Below are 20,153 nucleotides of genomic sequence, written 5' to 3'. Positions count from 1 at the left end.
CAAACGAGCAGAATTCGACAACCGCCGATGATAGGATCATGGCATGGCTGACGCTCCAGAGAACATCCCAATGCGATTGCCCGATCCCGCCTCGATCGAGGCGGTTCTCGCACGTCTTCCGACCGGATCTGACGAAGCGGCGCTGGCGGCCGCGCTCACAGAGGCGTTTCCGGGATTTCCGTTTTCGACATCGGGCATTGACGAGCAGTATTGGCGCGACACGCGCTCGGTGGTCGCCGCCGACGGGACACGGATCGCAGAATACCGGCCGTGGATGGAAGCGGAGCTTGCCAAGGACAATGGCGACATTGGCGCGCTCTGGACGCGACTGCGCGAGAGCGACCTTCAGATCTCGGAATGGCACGGCAACAGTGTGTATGCCTTCGCGCCAACTGGACCGGGCGCGGCGGACTATGTGCAAATCCGTCTCGGTCTGGAAGTTGAATGGCGTGCCGGGCCGATCGTCAATCCGACATATCGCCCTTGGGGCAAGGGCGAATTACTCGATCCGTCATGGATCACGCACGAAGATATGTCCGACGACAAGGTAATCGCTGGTCCGCTCTATCGGATGCTTGGGCGCCCAGGCAGCAGCGTCGTCCATGTCCGGAGCTTCCTGACGCGGTGTGCCCGCCTCGAGCGCGAGAAGCGCGAGGCGCAGCGGCCAGAGATGGAACGCCGTGTGGTACGTGAAACGACACGCGAGGGCACGACCGAGACGCCGTTTCTTGAACTGGTGCCGGACTGGTTCGAGTTCGTGCCGCGGGAGACGCGCTTCTTCCAGGATTGGGAAGAATCAAGCGCTTCGGCCGAGCGGGTCTATGTGCACTGGGCGCTCGACATTTACGACTACGACGATAAAGGCACACGCGAGATCGGATTCGTGCCGCGCCCGCGGCATCTGCCGGAAGAGAGGCTGATCGCTGGCGACGCCTCGGTTCATATCCTGATGGATCGCGTCGAAGCCATCGACCGTGAGGTCGGCGTCCCATTTGGTTGGTTCTTCTTGATGACCCATGGTAATCGAGTTGCGCCAGAGGTTGGCCAAGCGATCGCCAAGGGCCTGCGTAGTCAGCGCGTGGTCTTACCCGATCGGGATGCGCGTGTGCTTCTCCGCTGGGCCGAACGGTCCTATGGATTCTAGGAAGACAGGGCCGCGGCGGAAGGCCTCAGTAAACCTAACGCCACACTATCGGAGCTCTGGAAAGAGCGTCGCGACCAATCTGCTTGAGGTAGTCAGGCCTCCTCTCACCTGTTGTCGCCGCTTCCAGAAGCCGGCACGCTGCGGGCTTTCGTTCGCTACGTCGAGCGATCTCAGCTGGGTGCGCCCGCCACCCGGACGATGGCGCTGGACTTCGTCCTGTCGTTCGGTGGCGCCGCCGACAGCCGCGCGGTCCGTCACGGCGTGCTCCGCCGATTCTACGAGTACCTGGTCGTCTACGACCCCCAGACCGAGGTCTTGGAGCGCAGAGCTTTCCCGTGGTCCAGGGCGATTCCGCCGCCGCGCATCCCTAAGTGAGGCTGAGCTGACGTCGCTTATCGACGCATGCAGCTTCATTTCGCCAGGGACCCCTCTCAGGGGCCGCACGATGGCGACGCTAATCGGATTGTTGGCCAGCACGGGGTTACGATCGGGCGAAGTGGTCAGGCTTGATCGCGGCGACGTCGATCTGACCAACGGGGGCATCCTCGTCCGTAAAACCAAGTTCCGTAAAGACCGCCTGATTCCTGTTCACCCAACGACCCAGGCAGCCAAACTTCGTCGATACGCCCGTGAGCGCGACACCGTGTTTCCCAGGCCCAAAGGCGAGGCGTTCTTCCTCAGCTCGCGAGGCTGCCGTCTGTCGGCAACCGGCTTGCAAAGCAACTTCGCTAAGGCCCGCAAGCTCGCGGGCCTTGACAATGGCAAGCCTCTGCGACCGCACGATCTCCGGCACCGGTTCGCGGTGACCAGGCTGAGGCTGTGGCACCACGAGCGCGCGGACGTCCAAGCGCTGCTGCCCTTACTCGCCACCTACCTCGGCCACGCCAACTATAGCGACACAGCCTACTACCTCACCGGCTCGTCGGATCCCCACCAAACGGGCCCACATCGAGGTGACGCATCATCTCACCAACGCCGAGGTGGAGGCTATCATCGCAGCCCCTGATCAGACGACGTCCCGCGGTCGGCGCGACCGGGCCTTTCTGCTCTTCTTGGCGAGAACCGGCGCTCGCGTGTCCGAAGCGACCGGCGTCAACGCGAACGACCTTCAGTTGGAGCGAGGACGCCCGCAGGTGCTGCTTCATGGCAAGGGACGCCGAGATCGCGTCGTTCCCATTCCTCAGGATTTGGTGCGATCGCTGACCAACCTATTGAGCGAACGCGGCCTCGCCCATCATGAACCGCGGCCAATCTTCGTCGGGGTCCACAACGAGCGCCTGACGCGTTTCGGCGCGACACACATCGTGCGGCGTGCCGCCTCCCAGGCCGGGTCCACGAGGCCAAGCTTGGAGGGCAAGCCGATATCGCCGCACATCTTCCGGCATTCCCTCGCCATGAAGCTTCTCCGGTCAGGCGTGGACCTCCTGACGATTCAGGCTTGGCTTGGCCATGCTCAGGTCGCCACGACCCACCGATACGCCGCTGCGGATGTCGAGATGATGCGCCGGGGACTTGAGAAGGCGGGCGTCTCAGGCGACGGAAGCGCTTCTGGCCCAGATCGCCGTCGCCAAATATGCCGATGGCCTGCCGCTCTACCGGCAGGAGGCTATCTACGCCCGCGACAAGGTCGAGCTCGACCGCCAGTTGATGGCGCAATGGATGGGCAAGCTCGGCTTCGAGCTCGAGATCATGGCCGACTACATCTTCAGCGAGGTCAAGAAGGCCGAACGGGTCTTTGCCGACGAAACCACTTTGCAGACGCTCGCTCCGGGCTCCGGATCGACAAAGACGGCCTATTTATGGGCCTATGCCAGGGATGATCGAACGTTTGGCCGCAACGGTCCCCCGATGGTGGCTTATCGCTTCGAAGACAGCCGCTCCGGTGAATGCGCGGTCCGCCATCTCAATGGTTATCGCGGAATCCTGCAGGTGGATGGCTACGCCGCCTATAACAAGCTCGCGCGATCCGATCGCGGCAATGATTGCATCACAGGCTGGCTGCTGGTCACACTGCAGACGCAAGTTCTACGAGCTGCATGTTGCAGGGAGCTCAGAAGTGGCAACGGCGACGGTCGAGCGGATGGCGAAGTTCTGGCAGGTCGAGAAAACGATGCGCGGTCAAAGCCCCGACACTCGCGTTGCCGCGCGCCAGCAAGCCTCCGCGGCGATCGTCGCAGATCTCTTCGATCTCTGGCAGCAGACCTTGCGTCGGATCTTCGGCAAATCAAAACTGGCTGAGGCGATCCGCTATGCCGTCTCGCGCCGTGCCATCTTCGAACGATTTCTGACCGATGGTCGCATCGAGCTCGGTAGAGTCGACGACTGACGCGGTGGCTACAGGTTCCGAGGAGTTGCCGTTGGCCGGCAGCTTTCGCTGAGTGCCGGTGGCTCATTTCGGACCATGGCTCCGTTTCCAGTCGCCGCTCGTCAAACCGGACGTGCGGATTTCCCGCATCCGGCTTTCTCTCAACCCATCAAGCCTTCGCTCTCGGCACGTCGGCACGCGCTCTTGGGAGGCGGTAGAGGCCAAGCGTTTCATGCAGGTATTCCTGCGAGTAACGGTTGAAGCCCCGGCCACGTGCCCCGGTGCGCTGGACCAACCAATGACGCAGACGACGGTCGACGTATTGCCGAATGAGGTTGTAAGTTTCCACCACTGGACCTTGGTCGAAGTAGCCGCACCAGCCGCGTAGGAAGCGGTTGATGACAGCGACTGTGTTCTCCGGTGAGTCCGGATACCACTGACGTGTCGTGCGGTCGTGGACCTGTCTGAGCAATCGTCGAACGGCTTTCTTGGAAGGTCTTGTGCCAAGAAAGGCTTGACCTCCCTTTCCATAGAAGCGTCCGATCGTATACCCGAGGAATGTTACGCTATCCTCTGGGACCCGAGCGAGTCGCGTCTTGGTATCGTTCACCTCCAACCCGAGCCTGTTCATTAGCGTCTGCATCCGCGCCATTGCCGTCTCGGACGAACCGGGGCGACAGCAGATCACGAAGTCATCCGCGTAATTCACGATATGCGCATCGAGTTGATCTTGGTGTCCGTGTTTGCGCCAAGCCAGCAGAAACCGACGAAAGTAGAGATTCGCCAACAACGGGCTCAAAGGTGAGCCTTGTGGAGTTCCTCTTTTCTTCGTCCGAGCCTCCGCCGTCCTTGTGATCCGCCGGCCGTCCTTCTCGATAACCGCGACTGTCAGCCAGCCTTTGATCATCGAAAGAAGCCGACCATCGGCGATCCTGCGTGTGAGGCATTTCATCAGTGGTGCATGCGGAATCGAGGTGAAGTAATCCCTCAGGTCCGCATCGACGATCTCTGATCGCCGATGATCTCTGATGTGCCAGAACACGCGGCGCACTGCCATCTTGGCGTCCACCTTCGGGCGGAAGCCATACTGGTTCTCCAGCAGGTCCGCTTCGAAGATGGCGCCGATCACCAGCATCGCCGCCGTCATGACCGTTCGGTCTTTTACGGTTGGAATGCTGAGCGGTCGGCGTCCGCCATTGCTCTTCGGTATCCATACCCTCAGAAGGGGCTGCGGTCGGTAGTCACCCGCCGTCAGCTCCTGTCTGACATTTTCCAGCCATCGTTCGCGTCCCTCGGTTTCGATCTGAGCAAATGTGATGCCATCCGCCCCCGGCGACCCCCGGTTTGCTCGGCAGCGCCTGTAGGCTTCCTCCAGCACATCCAGTCTGCAGATTTTGTCCCAAAGAGAGTAGAATCGATAATCTGGTTCAGCCTTAGCTTTCGCCTGCAGCGAGGTCTGAAGTTTCTGAACGGATATTCTCGGTGTTACTAGGTTCATCACCAATCGCCGTGTTCTCGACTACCGAAACCGGCAGCTTTACGTCTTGCCTGCCGAAATCGAAGTAGTCATACTCAACTTTGGCTGACCAGCCGGGCAGGAAGGCATACTCGATGCCCGCACCCAATGTGCCGCCAAATATGTTCTTGGTCGCTCGGCCATCGGCAGCACCGTTAGCAGCAAAGCCAGCCCCCAAGTTCGATGTAACGGCAAAGGACTGGTTGATGCCGATGCTGGAATCGGCCCAAGCTGCGCCGCCCTTGATGTAGACTAGGCCGCGGTCGCCCACCGTGACGCCGACCCGTCCGGTGATATCGGCAATCCATTTGGTGTCGTTCGTGCAGTTCAAGACCACAAAGCAGCCAGTGCGCCCCTTGATACCACTCCATAAAAAATCGCTTTCCACGCCGTAGACCATCACACCGGACTGGAAATTGTAACCGGCTTGTACGCCGCCGAGGAAGCCGTTCAGCTGCACCTGCGGCAATGGCACATTCAAATCGGCAGTGCCGCCGATGAGCTGGTTTACGGTCTGGTTGACGGGGGCGCCAATGAATGTATTGCCCACAGCGAGGTCGGTCTGGCTGGTACCCCAACCCGAGCCTACACTGCCGCCGATGTAACCTCCAGTCCAGCTGAAGAGAGGATAAACGGGAGCCGGCGCTTTGACGACAGGTGCCGCAGGCAAATCAGCAGCTAAACTTCCGCTCCCAAAAGCGATCGTCCCGAACGCAATGATGCTCGCGAGCGACAATTGCTTGTTGCACTTCATCCGAGAGTCCTCCTGCTGAGCACGGAAAAATATTGCGTAGCTTGTCCCCAAGTTGTGGTTAGCTCGATAGTTCGAGCTGGCAGGCAGATCACCTCTCCAATCTGGTAGGAGGCAGCATCTTGCTGCAACTGCGACAGCCGCTTCTTGCCGTGTCCATTCCAGAGAGGCGAGCAGGCTCTGCTTTCATGCTTGTACGACGGTGCTCAGCAATCCTTTCGCGAAGATCCGTGACACGGCCGAATAATGGGCTATTTTACAAAGCCACGTCGTGGTGATTCTCGCGGCCCTTGGCCGACGTATTGCGCGGTATATCGTTAATGGCTGGGCCTCGATTTGGCTGCGATTTCCACGTTCGCTCTTGATGCGACCCACCATCGGGAAGGGTAGGCTCGATGTCGACGACTCGTGCGTTTCATGTCGTTGTCGTCCGGGACGCGTAGAAGATGTATGTCCTTGCTCTGGTCACCCAAAAAGGCGGAAGCGGCAAGAGCACGCTGGCGGTCGGAATTGCAGTCGCAGCGTTGGGGAACGGGGAGCGCGTCGCAATTGTCGAGGCGGATCCACAAGGCACGATTTCAAAATGGAAAGAGCGGCGCCGCCATCCCGATCCCCGGGTCGTTCGGGTCGCTGATTCGGCCGAAATAGAACGGGCGCTCGTCAGCCTTGAAGCCGAGGGGATCTGGCTTACGGTTATCGATACCGCCGCCACGAACAATGCACTGGCCATGCGCGCCATCGCGAGGGCCGATCTTTGCCTGATCCCGGTGCGTCCGAGTCCCGCCGACATCGAAGCTGCGATACCGACGCTGATTGCTATTCGTAGGCTCAACCGCCGATTTGCTTTCGTCCTCGCTCAGACGCCACCGCGGGGCTGCCGCGTGAGTGAAGCCGCGACGTCGCTCAATTCGCTCGGGGTGCTCGCGCTTCCCTATGTCGGACAGCGCAATGACCATCAGGACGCGCTTGGGGCAGGATTAGGCGTGACGGAGTTTGCACAAGAGGGAAGAGCCTCGGAGGAAGTTCGTGAGCTGTGGCGCTGGATCTTGAAGAAGCTTGTCGAGGGGTCGTCAGATCATGAACCACACGCAAGAAACGAAAAAGCCGCGTACTAGGCAGACGCGCTGCGCGCGACGCTCGCTCGTGGAGCTTACCGCGGCGGCGAGCCGAGCCGTTGACGATGGCCTGTTTGTGCTGCCCCGCGGGATTGCTGCTTCCAATCTGCGATCGGAGCACTCAGGCCCGAATACGTCTGATCAAACAATTCTTGCAAGGCAAGCGACGGCTCCGAGTCCCGTTGCGGTGCTTGAATCTCGGAATGCGGCGGCGCCGCGCAAGGACGAACTCCTAGATTCCGACACTACCACCGAGATGATGGTGAAGGTTGCCGAAGACTCTCAAGACAGAGCTTCTGAAAACATCAAAGCCAGCCTGAATGCTGCCTTGGACCATGCAAACGGCCTCGTAGAGACGCGGGTGGGAGGCGAAGCGGCGTCGAAAACCGTCGTCGCTTCCGGACTTGAAAGCAATTTTTTGACCGTTCTCAAAGAAGCCGCAACGGGGTTTCGCGCGGATGCGGCCGAATTAATCATGCAGAAGGAACCAGCCGACAGCGCGGGACAGTCGCAACCGCGATATATGCGGCGGCTCACCGACGAGGCGGTCAGATTGCTCGACGATCTTCGGAGCGGCAAGCTGGAGAACCAGGCGAACTTCATCCTGAGCGAGTGCTTCAGGGAAGCCGCCAGCGCGTTCTCTATCATCAATCAGCAGCTCAAGCGCGACGGCTATCCCGCGAGCATTGATCCATCAATCTTCATTTGGCTTGCCAATATCACCGAACCGGAGACGCGTGACACCGGGACCAAGCGACTTGAGATCGTACCCAACCACCGAGGTCGTCCGAGCACGTACACGCGCCAGGTCGCTCAGTTCATCTGGCACCTTGTCGAGGGACAGGGCTGCGGGCGCCAGGCCGCATATCGGGCGGCGCTCACGAAGTTCTCCGTAACCGCGAGTTTCGTCGAGAACGCCTATGCGTTTTGGGAGCCGGTCTTCAAACGGGCGGGACCGCACGTGAGGATGCTGACCCGCATTTCAGATCCAGAAGTGTAAAGTGTCAATCGGCTTGCAAATTTGACCCTTCATCGGCGTCCAATTTTGACCCCTTTCCGCGGCGGGGTTTGCTGGTAGCGCTCGTCTCGTCGGAGCTGGCCGGGATAGCGGAGGCGAGACGAGCGCGGGTGGCGTGATCGTCGTCTCGGCTTTTGAACCGCCAGCTATCGTTGCCGGTCTCGACGATGTCGCAGTGATGGGTCAATCGGTCGAGCAACGCTGTGGTCATTTTGGCGTCGCCGAACACGCTGGGCCATTCGCCGAATGCGAGATTGGTGGTCACGATGACGGAGGCGCGCTCATAGAGCCGGCTGACGAGGTGGAAGAGAAGCTGGCCACCGGACTGGGCGAAGGGCAAATAGCCGAGTTCGTCCAGCACGATGAAGTCCATCCGGGTCAGATGCTCGGCAAGCCGTCCCTGCCGTCCATTGCGGGTCTCGGTCTCGAGGCGGTTGACGAGGTCGACCACGTTGAAGAAGCGGCCGCGGGCACCAGATCGGATGCAGCTTCTTGCGATGGCAATGGCCAGGTGGGTTTTGCCTGTGCCGGTGCCGCCGACCAGCACGACGTTGCGCTGTTGGGCGACGAAGCCGCCGCCAGCAAGATCATTGACGAGCGTCTGATTGATCGGCGTGCCGTCGAACTGGAAGTCGGCAATGTCCTTGGCAAGCGGCAGCTGGCAATGGTGAGCTGGTATTTGATAGATCTGGCTTGCTTCTCGTTGATCTCGGCGGAGAGTAGATCGCCAACGATGCGCTGGGGTTCATGCTGACGTTTGACGGCAGTTGCCATGATCTCGTCGAAGGCAGCCTTCATGCCATAGAGCTTGAGCTCGCCCATGAGGTCGAAGATTTGAGTTCGTTCCATCAGTTGGTCCTCCGAAGGTTGTCGTAGCGGGCACAATCGGCGATTGGTGCATGACGGAGCGTCAGGGCGGCTGGCGTCATGATGTTGGCCGGCGGGGCTGGCTCACGTTGACGGGCCAGGATGTTGAGCACCACATCGGCGGAATGAACGCTGTGACTGAGCGCTTCGGCACAGGCCGCTTCCACCGCAGGCAGACCGTCAGTCAGCACCGCGTTGAGGATGTCGACCATCTGCCGATTGCCATCGTCGATGCTGGCAAGCTTGCGCCGGATCCGCTCGATCGCGGCCGGCAGCACCCAGTCCTTGAAGGGAGCGCCGTTGCGTAAGGCGCCGGGGTTGCGGGCGAGCACCGGCACATAATGCCAAGGGTCGTAGACGGTATCGCCGCGGCCAAAGGATCGCTGATGCTCGGCAACGATACGTCCATCCTGGCGGATCACGATGCGATCGGCATAGGCTTGAACCTCGACCGGTCGTCCGACTGCACTGGCTGCGACCGAGTACTTGTTGTTGTCGAAGCGCACCAGGCAGGTCTTCGAGACCGACGCCGTCACCGCATGGAAGCCGTCAAATCGCCCTGCATAGGGAACGAGCCTAGGGCGTTCGACTTCGAACACGTCCCAGATCGTCTGATCGACCAGTTCCGGATGGCGATGAGCCTTGGCGTAGGTGATGCATTTGTCGAGCAGCCAGGCGTTTAACTCGTCGAGGTTTTTGAACCGCAGACGCGGCGTGAAGAAGCGTTCCCTGACCAGCCCGACCTGGTTCTCAACCTGCCCCTTCTCCCAGCCAGACGCCGGCGTGCAGGCGACTGGATCGACCAGATAGTGGCTGCACATCTGCAAAAACCGGCGATTGTAAAGACGCCCTTTACCGACGAAGATCGTCTCCACGGCGGTCTTCATGTTGTCGTAGATGCCGCGGGTGCAGGTGCCCTTGAACAGCGCGAACGCTCGGTCGTGGGCGTCGAACACCATCTCCTGCGTCTCTCGCGGATACGCCCGGGCAAATAGCATACGGCTGTGGCAGAGCCGGACGTGAGCAACCTTCACGACCACGGTGGTTCCGCTCAACAGCACCACCTCATGGCTCCAGTCGAACTGGTAGGCTTCGCCTGGCGCAAAACTCAGCGGGACATAGGCCGCCGCGGTCGATTGCCCGCGTTCCTTGCTCCACCGCCTGGCGTAACGTCGCACCGCATCGTAGCCGCCGTCATAGCCGCGACCGCGCAGCTCTTCGAAGATCCGGATCAATGTCAGCTGCTCACGAGCCGATTTAGCCGCGTTCGCCGCAAGCAGCCCGTCAAGTTCGACTGCCCATCGTCCGAGCTTTGGCCGCGGCTGCACTTGCCGCTCATACTCGAAGGAGGTCTCTCCCGACCTCAGCACCTTCCGAACCGTGTTCCGTGACACCTTCAGGTCACGGGCGATCTCCTTGATCGTCTTGCCCTTGATGAAGTGCTCGCGCCGAATCCGCGCAATCGTCTCCACGACCAGCATCCTCCACCACCTGCTTTGTTACGAAGCAGGCAGCGCAACAGACCAACCTGTAGGGGGGCAATTTTGGACGCCGATCCCCCGGCTTAGGGGGTCAATATTGCAAGCCGAATGACACCATCGAAGGCAGCTGTGACTTTCTTGGCGTGAACGGCTGGAAACGAGGATGGCAGAATCGTATCATCGGTCATGGCGGGCGTGGTTTAAGGTGATGGGGTGGCTTCGCAACCGAATCCTACGCCGCATCAGCGCTTTACACCACGCTCGCCAGCCCTCAGGCGCACTCTTACGAATAAGACGGGCTAGCGCTCCATCTCGCCCATAAGAATTTCATCTGAGACGTATCGTGGATTGGAAATGACAGTCCGCATTTCCGCATTCTTGCCCTCGTCCGCAAACCGGAATCCCTTCTTGTAGAAAAATGCTGAAGCTCCTTCATCTTGAGAGAGAAGGGATAGCTTGGAAAGGCCCGCGGACTGCCTAGTATGATCGGCGACTTCAATCATAGCCGTCCCGACCCCTTTGTACCTCGACCGGCCGAGATTTTCTATGCTGAGAATTCGCAAACTGTTGCGCCCCGGCGCCACGGTCATCGCTCCCACCTTATTGCGTTCATTGGCATCAGTAAACAAAGAAACACTTTGGGCGTTGCCAATATTGCTACTTACTCTGTGTAGGCGGACTGACACACCTGTCCTCTTGTCAAAAGCGGAAGACGCTGGTCCAGCAGCTAAAGCGGCCGTAAAAGCAGCACCATCTGCGCCAGAAGTGCCGGCCAGCGCATCGCGCTGCTGGTCCACACTTTGCCCGTCGGAGGGCCAGTTGTTGTAATTGGTTCTCATCACAACGAGCTACTATTTGGACGAGCTGACAGAAAGCTGACAAAGCCGACGCATGAGCCGGTCCTTTACGAATAAGACGGGCTAGACTGCCGCTGGGGGTCACTCCGATGGGTGAAGCCAAGCGCAGACTTGAGGAAATGAAGGTGGCACCTTGTCGTTGTCGATCGGGGCGACAATCGGCTTCCTGCTGTTTTGATGGTGTTCGATGGCACAAGCCGGCTTCAGGGCTTGACCTTCGATCCGGCTCGCCCAGTACGACACTTGAACGCTGTTACATGCAGGAGCTGGGAAATTGCGAAGCGCCAATCTCCGGCGAGCATCTGATCAGCGAGGCTGTGATCGAAATACTTCGCGGGGACGGTAATTTCACGGCCTCTGGACTGCCTTGGCTCGAAGCAGGCGAAACAAAGGCGCTGGCTCCAAAGAATCTCACCGCGAACTGCCTTTGTAGACGACACAACAGCGCGCTGTCGCCGTTGGATGCCGCTGCCAAGATATTCTTTGCCGGCCTCAGGGACTGCTTGGAATCGAGCGAAGCCGTCTTGCCGTACTTGCTGTCCGGTCATGATGTCGAACGCTGGCTGCTGAAGACGCTCAAAGCTAACGAAACGGCCGCAGCCCATATCGGCGGCAAAGCGCCAGAAAAAGGTGCCGAGACCACTGGTCGGGAAGTGAGAATTGCTGTTCGATTGGTGGATCGTGGCGAGCGAGTTCCTCGACCCGGGCCCGCACCCGCTGCAGCGCGGCTTCCGCCGCATGGCGCTCACCAGCAGTTCCGGCCCCCACGAACAACGCCTCGATCTTCCGAAGCTTCTCGCGCAGCTGCGACTCGCTGTTCATTCTGATCCCGTTGCCCGCTCCGAACCGGGATCACCCCATCACCGCGCCCCGGCGGCGTCAATCATCCCGACCGCGCTATCCAGAGCATTCCGCGCAAGTCAAGCCCGGGAACCGGTGATCCTGTCGTGACGCTCACGTACAAGCTGCGTTTGATGTAGGGCAGAAGCGACTGCCTTGGTCGTGAACGCGTCCGACCGGAATTTTCGCAACGATTTCGACAAGAGCTGGTCGATCGACGTTGCAAACAGCGAGCTTGAGTGAGCGCGCGGCCTTTTTGGCCGCCGCCGCCTGGCGCTCCGGAAACCGGCCGGCCTTCGGCTTGCCGGTCGCGTCGATCCCGTAAACGATGATTGCCGAGGCGGAGAGTGTCTTTTGGTTCGTGAGATTGGGCTTGGCCATTTTGCCCTCCTGAAAAGCCGAAGGGGCCCGATTTGGGCCCCTTTCTGAAACGGCGTTGTCGCTGGTCCTGCGGGATGCTCCCGGCAATGGCGGTCTTGTCATTGGACGACTCCTTTGCTGAAGACGAGAAGAGCGTTCAAACAATCTCGTCGTAAGTATAATAAAGCATATCATCCAAAAGCGCAATGATTGCAATAATTTAGCTGCAGAAAAATTGCGCTTAAATAGAAGATAATTACTGTAATTTCCGCGCTTTTTTGGCACAATTACTGTAAACAATACACGACGAAAGATCGCATGACTTGCGATCATCAATATTGTTGCCGTTGCAGACGTTCAAACCGTCAGCAGCGCAGTAACGCCAAAGAGCGTGCTGAACAAAGCGCGGAAAATCCGCCGGAAAATTACGATCAAACTGGCGCGCGTCGATCTGTGCCGAGACGCGCCGCAAGACCTCGGCGCAGCCGCCGTCTGCATAGCAACGGGGACCGTACGGATGAACCATGCCAAGTTGCTCCAAAATCCCGGTTCGGACCAGAAAGTTGTGAACCAGCCGATCCACGACGATCATGGCAATGCCAACTGCATACCAATCAGGACGGGCCTCGCGATCCGCCATCAAAACGGATGAAAGCGTCATCGTCAGAACCTTGTCCGAAACCCCAAAAACATGACGGGTCGGACCGACTAACCTGTCTTATTCGTAAGAGGCGCCCGAGAGGCTGGCGAGCGTGGTGTAAAGCGCTCATACGGCGTAGGATTCGGTTGTGAAGCCAACCCCATCACCTCCAACCGCGAACGCCACGCCCGCCATGACCGACGATACGATTCCGCCCTTCTCGTTTCCAGCCATTCACGCCAAGAAAGTCACAGCTGCCTTCGATGGTGGGCGCCTAACCTCGAACGGGGGCGTGATGCTTCTGGCGATGGCCGAGCGGCGTCTCGGCTTGGCCGACAATCTGGCCCGGGTGTTCCCGGATCGGCGCGATCCGACGCGGGTCGTGCACAGCCTTGTCGATATGAAGGAGGAGCTTGGACTTGATCACTTCGAAGGGCGATCATGGCAAGGTCTTCATCGCCACGCCCTTATGACAATGATTGCCTACGCCTTCCTGCAACATCGTCGCCTCGCATACGCGGGGCGGAAAAAAAAGAATCAACGGGCCTCCGCCTCAACCAACCATGCCCGCCGCACGCCATGCCATCGTCGATCTCATCCTTCGGCCGCCGCCTCAGCAATGCCCATATTGCCGAAAGCAAATCCTTGAAAAGCAGTGGCGCAAACGCATTCTGTTCGCGGTAGGGACACCCATCACTGGGCGCCCCCCGCGCAGATCCCGGCGAGCCCAATTAAGGCACCGGGCTCCTACCTCGGGTGTTTGACGGCGAAGCGCAGCTTCGGCCATGGATGAAGGATGCGAGCCTTGGGGAGCCAGTCATCGGTGATCTGCGTTATGCGATCCCAGGTCAGACAGGTCCGCTGACTGCGCCGCCGAAGCGTCCGCCTCCAGAGATCGGTCAGATAGAACCGAAACGCATTGAGCGCTCGGCCATTCGTCGGGACAGCAAAGTACGCAAAGTGGCCGGTCAAGACCTGCCTCAGCCATTTCCCTTGTGCAGGGATCGGCCAGTGCATTCGGCGCCTTAGCTCCTCCTTGATTTCGCGGAGTTTGGTTCGCAAGCGGTCGCTACGGGTCTTCCGTTGAAGCTGGAAGCGCCCTTGGCGTGATTTGCCGCAGATAAACGTGAACCCCATGAACGCAAAGGTTTCCGGCTTTCCGAGTCCGCGCTGCTTGCGTTGAGCCGCCGCATGGCGACCAAACTCAATCAGGCGGGTCTTGGCCGGATGGAGCGTCAGCTCGAACTCCTCCAGTCTCGCGCGCATCGCGTCAAGGAAACGACGTGCGTCATCCTCGCGCTCAAAGCCGACTACTACATCGTCCGCGTAACGCACGATGATCATGCCGCCGGAGACCTCGCGCTGTCGCCGGCGTTTGGCCCACAGGTCGAGAGCGTAGTGCAGGTAGATGTTGCCGAGAAGCGGTGAAATCACCGAACCTTGACCCGTTCCCCTGTCATCAGCGGCTACGACGCTGTCTTCGAGAACACCCCCGCCTTCAGCCATTTCTGAATGAGGCGGATGATGCGCTTGTCGCCGATCCTATGTTCCAAGAAGCGAACCAGCCAAGGTTGACTGACTGCGCCAAAGAAGTTTTGGATGTCGGCGTCAATGATCCAGTTCACGTTCCGCGTCTCGATCGCTGTGCAGAGCGCGTCCAACGCATCATGTGGTCCTCTGCCGGGCCGAAACCCGTAGGAAAAGCCACAGAAGTCTCCTTCGTAGATGGCGTTGAGCACGATGACGGTTGGCGCCCTGGACGATTTTGTCTTCGAGAGCCGCGATCGCTAACGGGCGCTGCTTGCCGTCTGCCTTTGGTATGTACGTCCGGCGAGACGGTTGCGGGCGATACGCTCCTCGTTGGACCCGTTTGTGCAGATCGGCGAGCCGGGGCTCGAGATCTTCCTCGTAGTCCTCCCACGTCATGCCATCCACTCCGGGAGCAGCCTTACGCCTGAGCGCAAAGAACGCCGCCCGCAGTGTATCGACATTGATGTGGTGAAAGAGCGCGGTGAACCGGTCCTTCTTCCTCAGCCTTGCGGCTGTCCGTACGCGGTCCAGCGACTGGGTCATGCGAGCCCGGCCCTGTGTCCGGTGCATGCGCTGCTGTTCCGCGTTTCCCTTGGTCCCCGGCCTTGGCTCCGCCCACTCCGCCGCCAGTAATCCGGCTTTGTTCGTTGGCTTCTCAGCTACTATGCCAGAGTCAGACTTCTCCGTGTCGTGCATCAGCGGCTACAGCTCCTCGCCTTCCCGCTGCGGACCATCTCCTCCGAGAAGGAAGATGGCCGACCCGGAGATATCCCGGTTCCCGTACAAGGAGCTTCCATACATGCCAGGGTCTACGACCACGCCGGGTTGGACGGGTGCTCGCGTTTGCGCACTCGCCCATATTGCCTTCCGCTCTTTGGACAGCGTCGGCTCCCGAGATAACACTGTTTCGCGGCTCAATGGCTGGCCTGCATGCTCCCCTACCGACGCTTCGCCGACACCCTCGCGGACGCCTGCGCACGGCTCGGGGCCGATGTGGTTCGCTACACCTTCATCGCAATGGACTTCCACCATCTATTCCTTGCCGGTCTCCCGGCGCACCCAAAGTAGTGATAGGGCTTCAATATCGCTGCGCGTGCGATTGTAGACGATGAGATGATGGCTAGCCTTTAGCAGGTTCCGCGCCATTGGCGCACCCATGTGGCCAAGCCCGATGAAGCCGAGGTCCATCGCAGGCATCGTCAACTAATCGATCGCCGAGCTGAAGGAGGCGAGTCTCAGAGGTCGAGAGTCGGCGATAGCGCTTGTCCTGGAGATCTCGCGCCAAGTCGCAAAGGCTCGTTCGCGCGAAGCTCGACGGAAGTCGGCCGTGACGGCTCCGGGATAGGGGATGTGGAAAAGGTTCGCGACCTGATCGTGAACTGACAGAAACCGTTGAGCCTGATGGGGACGATTTTAAACGCTTCATGATCCGCTCGCGTCGCCGCGTCGGCTGATGAGAATTCTCGGCCCGATTGTTGAGAGCTTTGTGCTGGCGATGTTCGACGTGAAAGCCCATCTTCGCCCTCGCAGCGCCGTACGAACGCAGCTTATCCGTGATCATCACGCGCGGCGGCGTGCCGGCGGATTTCAAGAGCTTCTTCATGAGCCGCTGGGCAGCGCGCGAGTCTCTCTTCGGCGCTGGATCAAGACGTCGAGAACGAAGCCATTCTGGTCGACAGCGCGCCAGAGCCAATGTTGTTCGCCCGCGATCGAGATAACGACCTCGTCCAGATGCCATTTGTCACCGCGGGTGGGAGCGCGCTCGACGGATCCGATCGGAGAACAGCTTGCCGAATTTCCGTCCCCCCTGGCGCACGGTTTCATAGGTCATGCCAATGCCACGCGCCGCCAGCATTTCCTTGACCAAGCGCAAGCTTAAGGGAAACCGGAAATACAACCACCGTTCATGATGAAGGATTTCGCACAAAACCCGAATGCGCAAGTGGCAGGACTGGCGATAGCAGGACCACTCCGAACACCGTCATCCATGGGCGGAGGTCAAAATCCATCCCTGCAACGAACCTGCTTGTCTTGTCATGCATTTCCCCTGTCGTGACATGCTTGTTGTCGGCCAAAATGCTACAGAGTTTACCTTCAGTCCACGGATGTGGCCGATCCACCGCGGTAGCGACGTCCGTCAAATTCCCATGTGACTTCGCCTGCTTCTAATCAGACGGGCGCAGCCAGAAACGCGTAGCCTTCACGAAGAAGGCCCATCGAATAGTCGCGGCCATGCTCCGGTTTGCGCTCTTCCCGGCAAATGGCGTATGCAATGTCGTATACGCGCCCGACTCTTTCTTCGCGGCGTCGGCAATAGGTCTTGAGCGCAGTCTCCAGATCGTCGTTGCGATTCAGTTCCTGGGCCAGAACCAGCGCATCCTCGATCGCCATTCCGCCGCCGGATGTCATTTGCGGCATCAACGAATGGGCAGCATCGCCGAGCAGCACGACACGGCCACGGTGCCAGGGGGCTGGCATCATCAAGACATCAAATGGGCGGTAGCTTATGTGCTTGTCTTCGCCGATCACCTTGGCAGCCGCGACCAGTTCGGGCGCCGTAAAGGGGGCGAGCAGGTTACGGAGATAGTCGCACACCCGATCTTGCGGAATACGAAGCTTTTCGTCCGTGCTTTCCAGGAAGAATAGATAGCACAATTCCTTCGATAGCGGCAGCGCGCCAACTACGCGGCCCGTCGGAAGGCGGTACAGGACGAAGCCATTCATCGCCTCGGTGCGAGAAACCGTATAACGCCATACCCCTTGGCCGGCGTAGTGCGGCTTGAACTCGTCGCCGAAGATGCTCTGGCGGATCTTGGAATAGACTCCATCCGCAGCGATCAGCAGATCGGCGCGATCTGTCTCGCCGTTCGATAGCTGAACCGTCACCCCTCGATCGTCCTGATCAATACGGGTGATCGTTGTGTTGAAATCGATTTTCGCGCCGCTCTTCGTCGCAAAGTCTTCCAGAATCTGTCCCAGACGTGGCCGCATGAGTCCCAGTGCGGCTGGACGATCAGCGTCCCAAATTCTTGGTGAGGACTGTTCGCTCAGAATCGTTCCCGCGCCATCGCGTACCGACACGGTATCCCAACCAAGGCCGCCTTCGAGGCAGGCATCCACCAATCCCAATTCGGCAAGTGCCCGCAAGGCATTCCCCAGCAGCGTGATACCGGTGCCGATCCGGTCACGCTTATCTCCCATCTCAATGACTCTGGTAGATACGCCTATCCGCTGAAGCGCATGGGCGACCGTCAAGCCGCCAATCCCGCCACCTACGATGAAAACCTTCTTCACCGCGCCCATTTCTCCTCCTCCACTTGTTGGTATCTTTTTTATTTCTTGGCGATCACCCCCCGGGGGCCGCCGCGTTCTATGAAAAGCATTGTATTCTGTAACCTACCAATCCTGCTCTCGCCGAGCACCACCAAGCGCAACACCGATCCCGCTTACATCCATTTCAATGACGTCGTCGGGCTCGATCCGCTCGTCCAAAGATCGGCACACGACTACCCATCGCGCGCTAGAGCGAGACCGCAATGTACTTTGGTTTCAAGGTATTCCTTGATGCCTTCGGTTCGAGCCTTCACGACCGAGGCCGCTTGCCTTGCTGCCACCGAAGGGCGCCGCCCGATCGGACGCAAGTCCTCTGTTCAGCGCGACCATGCCGCTCTGCATTTGCCCGGAAAGGCGCAAACCACGCTTCAGGTCCTCGGTGTAGACGTAGGAAATCGGCCCAAATTCGGTGTCGTTGGCCAACTTCACGGCGCGCGCCTCATCGTCGAAGGGTGTTCGCCGTCAGGACCTGTGAGACAAATTGAAGGATTTTGCGGAGGGAGGATTTCTGGTTCATCGTAGCCACCAGGAGCGAAGATGAAGCAGAAATCCGTACCGGGCAAAGTGCCGCAGAACAAGTTCTAAAAGACATTCTGCGACAAACCCGCCGGCATTATTCGTCGGAGGAGAAGATCCGCATTGTGCTGGAAGGATTGCGCGGCGAGGAAAATATCTCCGAGCTCTGTCGCCGCGAGGGCATTGCCGCCTCGATGTATTACGGCTGGTCCAAGGAGTTCCTCGAGGCCGGCAAGCGCCGCCTGGCGGGCGACACGGCACGAGCTGCGACCTCCGGCGAGGTGAAGGATCTCCGCCGGGAGACTGTTGCCCTGAAGGAGGCCGTAGCCGATCTGACCCTGGAGAACCGTCTGCTCAAAAATAGCATGAACGGGCTCTATAGGTGAATGCTCCGCATTCACCTGTCGGGTGAGAGAGGGGGAGGACGAGGCATGAGGTATCCCGCCTCTGAGAAGGCCGAGATCATCCAGCAGGTCGAGCAATCGCATCTTCCCGCCAAGCGCACGCTGGACAAGCTCGGTATCCCGCGCGCCACATTCTATCGCTGGTATGATCGCTACCGCGAGGGAGGCGTTGAAGCGCTGGCCGATCACCGGTCTCGACCAGACCGGGTCTGGAATCGCATCCCCGACGATGTGCGGGGTCAGATCATCGACCTGGCGTTGGAGTTGCCTGAGCTGTCGCCACGCGAGCTGGCCGTGCGGTTCACCGACGAACGAAAGTACTTTGTATCCGAGGCCTCGGTCTACCGGCTGCTGAAGGCAGAGCTGGCCCCGCAAATTCGGACAGTAGCTTGAGTGGATTTTCTGCCTGACAGCGGCGAGGATTCTTGCTGCGAATCAGGAGCGAAGATGACGAAGAAGAGCCGCCGGACGCATTCTCCGGCATTCAAGGCGAAGGTTGCTTTGGCTGCGGTCAAAGGCGACAAGACACTGGCGGAGCTGGCGCAACTGTTTGATGTTCATCCGAACCAGATCACGATCTGGAAAAACCAGCTCCTGGAAGGCGCCGCCGGCGTGTTTGGGCATGACAAGACATCGGCCGAGACGCCGGTCGATTTGAAGGCGTTACATGCCAAGATCGGCGAGCTGGCGTTGGAAAACGATTTTTTGTCCGGCGCGCTCACCAAGGCGGGCCTGCTGAGCGCAAAGCGATGATCGACCGCGGTCATGATCTTTCTATCGTGCGCCAGGCGAAGGTCCTGAAGCTGGCTCGCAGCACGGTCTACTATGAACCTCGGCCAGTTTCGGCCGAGGACCTTGCCTTGATGCGTCGGCTCGATGAGCTGCATCTCGATTATCCCTTCGCGGGAGCGCGTATGCTGCGATCGTTGCTGCGGCGGGAGGGCGTATACGCCGGTCGCCGCCACATCGCGACGCTGATGAAGCGCATGCGGATCGAGGCGGTCTATCGTCGCCCGAACACGAGCAAGCCGGCTCCGGGTCACAAGATCTACCCGTACCTGTTGCGCGGATTGAAGATCGAGCGGCCCGACCATGCGTGGGCAATGGACATCACCTACATTCCGATGCGGGTGGCTTCGTCTATCTCGCGGCGGTCGTCGATGTGTTCAGCCGACGGGTCCTGGCCCATCGCGTCTCGATCACAATGGAGGCGGCCTTCTGCGTCGAAGCGGTCCAGGAGGCGCTGGCGAAGCACGGCAGGCCCGAGATTTTCAACACGGATCAGGGCAGCCAGTTCACCAGCCTCGAGTTCACCGATGTGCTGCTGGACGTGCGCGTTTCGCGGGATCGTGAGCGCGGATTTCAGGGGATCGTGAGCAGAGATTTCAGACGATCGTGAGCAACGATTTCGCGGGATCGTGAGCAAGGCTTTCGGAGCCTTGCAGCGCTTCGGCCGACAACTCAACCGGCTTAGGG

General features: G+C 59.6%; 13 protein-coding genes and 10 pseudogenes. 10 read left to right on the top strand and 13 right to left on the bottom strand.

Annotated elements, in window-relative coordinates:
* Positions 1 to 43 precede the first annotated feature (43 nt).
* The 4 genes and pseudogenes from ACE10X_RS04160 to ACE10X_RS04145 form a co-directional block, all read left to right on the top strand.
* The gene (locus ACE10X_RS04160; protein ID WP_018647441.1) at positions 44 to 1,144 is read left to right on the top strand and encodes a hypothetical protein; all 1,101 of its coding nucleotides are present in this window, start codon (positions 44 to 46) and stop codon (positions 1,142 to 1,144) included.
* Positions 1,098 to 2,150, top strand: a complete 1,053-nt coding sequence (locus tag ACE10X_RS04155) for a tyrosine-type recombinase/integrase (protein WP_309248222.1) — start codon at positions 1,098 to 1,100, stop codon at positions 2,148 to 2,150. The genes ACE10X_RS04160 and ACE10X_RS04155 overlap by 47 nt, the downstream gene beginning before the upstream one ends.
* Positions 2,098 to 2,577 (top strand): annotated as a pseudogene (locus ACE10X_RS04150) (tyrosine-type recombinase/integrase); the annotation flags it as partial. The gene ACE10X_RS04155 and the pseudogene ACE10X_RS04150, both read left to right, overlap by 53 nt.
* A gap of 103 nt (positions 2,578 to 2,680) precedes the next feature.
* Positions 2,681 to 3,452, top strand: a pseudogene (locus ACE10X_RS04145) (IS66 family transposase); the annotation flags it as partial.
* 166 nt (positions 3,453 to 3,618) lie between these two features.
* Here ACE10X_RS04145 and ltrA (ACE10X_RS04140) read toward each other — a convergent pair.
* Both ltrA (ACE10X_RS04140) and ACE10X_RS04135 read right to left on the bottom strand, forming a co-directional pair.
* Positions 3,619 to 4,947 (bottom strand): group II intron reverse transcriptase/maturase, encoded by a 1,329-nt coding sequence (ltrA, locus tag ACE10X_RS04140; protein WP_014498615.1) that lies wholly within the window; start codon positions 4,945 to 4,947, stop codon positions 3,619 to 3,621.
* Positions 4,883 to 5,719: an outer membrane protein gene (locus ACE10X_RS04135; protein WP_011090915.1), complete on the bottom strand. Its 837-nt coding sequence runs from the start codon at positions 5,717 to 5,719 to the stop codon at positions 4,883 to 4,885. Before ACE10X_RS04135 ends, ltrA (ACE10X_RS04140) begins: the two co-directional genes overlap by 65 nt.
* Positions 5,720 to 6,162: 443 nt before the next feature.
* Here ACE10X_RS04135 and ACE10X_RS04130 point away from each other — a divergent pair, with 443 nt between their 5' ends.
* Positions 6,163 to 6,831, top strand: coding sequence for an AAA family ATPase (locus ACE10X_RS04130; RefSeq protein ID WP_011090916.1), 669 nt, complete (start codon positions 6,163 to 6,165; stop codon positions 6,829 to 6,831).
* The gene (locus ACE10X_RS04125; RefSeq protein WP_011090917.1) at positions 6,794 to 7,831 is read left to right on the top strand and encodes a hypothetical protein; all 1,038 of its coding nucleotides are present in this window, start codon (positions 6,794 to 6,796) and stop codon (positions 7,829 to 7,831) included. Before ACE10X_RS04130 ends, ACE10X_RS04125 begins: the two co-directional genes overlap by 38 nt.
* Before the next feature lie 145 nt (positions 7,832 to 7,976).
* On the opposite strand, the pseudogene istB reads toward ACE10X_RS04125, so the two are convergent.
* The 6 genes and pseudogenes from istB to ACE10X_RS04095 form a co-directional block, all read right to left on the bottom strand.
* Positions 7,977 to 8,698: pseudogene (istB, locus tag ACE10X_RS04120) on the bottom strand (IS21-like element helper ATPase IstB); the annotation flags it as partial.
* Positions 8,595 to 10,197, bottom strand: a pseudogene (gene istA / locus ACE10X_RS04115) (IS21 family transposase). The pseudogenes istA and istB, both read right to left, overlap by 104 nt.
* Positions 10,198 to 10,496: 299 nt before the next feature.
* Positions 10,497 to 11,036 (bottom strand): GNAT family N-acetyltransferase, encoded by a 540-nt coding sequence (locus ACE10X_RS04110; RefSeq protein ID WP_014498653.1) that lies wholly within the window; start codon positions 11,034 to 11,036, stop codon positions 10,497 to 10,499.
* A gap of 600 nt (positions 11,037 to 11,636) precedes the next feature.
* Positions 11,637 to 11,876, bottom strand: a complete 240-nt coding sequence (locus ACE10X_RS04105) for a hypothetical protein (protein ID WP_018269532.1) — start codon at positions 11,874 to 11,876, stop codon at positions 11,637 to 11,639.
* Positions 11,877 to 12,008: 132 nt separating this feature from the next.
* Entirely contained in the window at positions 12,009 to 12,275 is a 267-nt protein-coding gene (locus ACE10X_RS04100) for a hypothetical protein (protein ID WP_014498652.1), read from the bottom strand.
* Positions 12,276 to 12,510: 235 nt separating this feature from the next.
* Entirely contained in the window at positions 12,511 to 12,915 is a 405-nt protein-coding gene (locus tag ACE10X_RS04095; RefSeq protein WP_011090921.1) for a hypothetical protein, read from the bottom strand.
* Between the two features lie 172 nt (positions 12,916 to 13,087).
* Here ACE10X_RS04095 and ACE10X_RS04090 point away from each other — a divergent pair.
* A pseudogene (locus ACE10X_RS04090) lies at positions 13,088 to 13,297 on the top strand (transposase); the annotation flags it as partial.
* A pseudogene (locus tag ACE10X_RS04085) lies at positions 13,295 to 13,543 on the top strand (IS701 family transposase); the annotation flags it as partial. The pseudogenes ACE10X_RS04090 and ACE10X_RS04085, both read left to right, overlap by 3 nt.
* Positions 13,544 to 13,641: 98 nt before the next feature.
* On the opposite strand, the pseudogene ltrA (ACE10X_RS04080) reads toward ACE10X_RS04085, so the two are convergent.
* The 5 genes and pseudogenes from ltrA (ACE10X_RS04080) to ACE10X_RS04060 form a co-directional block, all read right to left on the bottom strand.
* Positions 13,642 to 15,120: pseudogene (gene ltrA / locus ACE10X_RS04080) on the bottom strand (group II intron reverse transcriptase/maturase).
* A gap of 336 nt (positions 15,121 to 15,456) precedes the next feature.
* Positions 15,457 to 15,612 (bottom strand): NAD(P)-binding domain-containing protein, encoded by a 156-nt coding sequence (locus ACE10X_RS04075; RefSeq protein WP_018269530.1) that lies wholly within the window; start codon positions 15,610 to 15,612, stop codon positions 15,457 to 15,459.
* A gap of 15 nt (positions 15,613 to 15,627) precedes the next feature.
* Positions 15,628 to 16,366, bottom strand: a pseudogene (locus ACE10X_RS04070) (IS6 family transposase).
* A 227-nt stretch (positions 16,367 to 16,593) separates the two neighbouring features.
* Complete coding sequence (locus ACE10X_RS04065; RefSeq protein WP_011090930.1) at positions 16,594 to 17,727, bottom strand: FAD-dependent oxidoreductase; 1,134 nt, start codon at positions 17,725 to 17,727, stop codon at positions 16,594 to 16,596.
* A gap of 246 nt (positions 17,728 to 17,973) precedes the next feature.
* The gene (locus tag ACE10X_RS04060; protein ID WP_014498644.1) at positions 17,974 to 18,186 is read right to left on the bottom strand and encodes an aldehyde dehydrogenase family protein; all 213 of its coding nucleotides are present in this window, start codon (positions 18,184 to 18,186) and stop codon (positions 17,974 to 17,976) included.
* Positions 18,187 to 18,294: 108 nt separating this feature from the next.
* Here ACE10X_RS04060 and ACE10X_RS04055 point away from each other — a divergent pair.
* A pseudogene (locus tag ACE10X_RS04055) lies at positions 18,295 to 19,040 on the top strand (helix-turn-helix domain-containing protein); the annotation flags it as partial.
* Between the two features lie 84 nt (positions 19,041 to 19,124).
* A pseudogene (locus ACE10X_RS04050) lies at positions 19,125 to 20,019 on the top strand (IS3 family transposase); the annotation flags it as partial.
* Between the last annotated feature and the right edge of the window lie 134 nt (positions 20,020 to 20,153).

It is taken from the genome of Bradyrhizobium sp. Pha-3 (genome assembly GCF_042258325.1).
In the GTDB taxonomy this organism is placed as follows: domain Bacteria; phylum Pseudomonadota; class Alphaproteobacteria; order Rhizobiales; family Xanthobacteraceae; genus Bradyrhizobium; species Bradyrhizobium elkanii.
The sequence above is the reverse complement of the archived record's forward strand: the minus strand, read 5'-3'. Positions and strand labels throughout refer to the sequence as shown.

Coding starts and splice junctions, on each gene's coding strand:
- ACE10X_RS04105 (WP_018269532.1), bottom strand. CDS start 11,876: ATGAACAGCGAGTCGCAGCTGCGCGAGAAGCTTCGGAAGATCGAGGCG.
- ACE10X_RS04075 (WP_018269530.1), bottom strand. CDS start 15,612: ATGGACCTCGGCTTCATCGGGCTTGGCCACATGGGTGCGCCAATGGCG.
- ACE10X_RS04160 (WP_018647441.1), top strand. CDS start 44: ATGGCTGACGCTCCAGAGAACATCCCAATGCGATTGCCCGATCCCGCC.
- ACE10X_RS04110 (WP_014498653.1), bottom strand. CDS start 11,036: ATGAGAACCAATTACAACAACTGGCCCTCCGACGGGCAAAGTGTGGAC.
- ACE10X_RS04095 (WP_011090921.1), bottom strand. CDS start 12,915: ATGACGCTTTCATCCGTTTTGATGGCGGATCGCGAGGCCCGTCCTGAT.
- ACE10X_RS04125 (WP_011090917.1), top strand. CDS start 6,794: ATGAACCACACGCAAGAAACGAAAAAGCCGCGTACTAGGCAGACGCGC.
- ACE10X_RS04065 (WP_011090930.1), bottom strand. CDS start 17,727: ATGGGCGCGGTGAAGAAGGTTTTCATCGTAGGTGGCGGGATTGGCGGC.
- ltrA (WP_014498615.1), bottom strand. CDS start 4,947: ATGAACCTAGTAACACCGAGAATATCCGTTCAGAAACTTCAGACCTCG.
- ACE10X_RS04130 (WP_011090916.1), top strand. CDS start 6,163: ATGTATGTCCTTGCTCTGGTCACCCAAAAAGGCGGAAGCGGCAAGAGC.
- ACE10X_RS04155 (WP_309248222.1), top strand. CDS start 1,098: ATGCGCGTGTGCTTCTCCGCTGGGCCGAACGGTCCTATGGATTCTAGG.
- ACE10X_RS04135 (WP_011090915.1), bottom strand. CDS start 5,719: ATGAAGTGCAACAAGCAATTGTCGCTCGCGAGCATCATTGCGTTCGGG.
- ACE10X_RS04100 (WP_014498652.1), bottom strand. CDS start 12,275: ATGGCCAAGCCCAATCTCACGAACCAAAAGACACTCTCCGCCTCGGCA.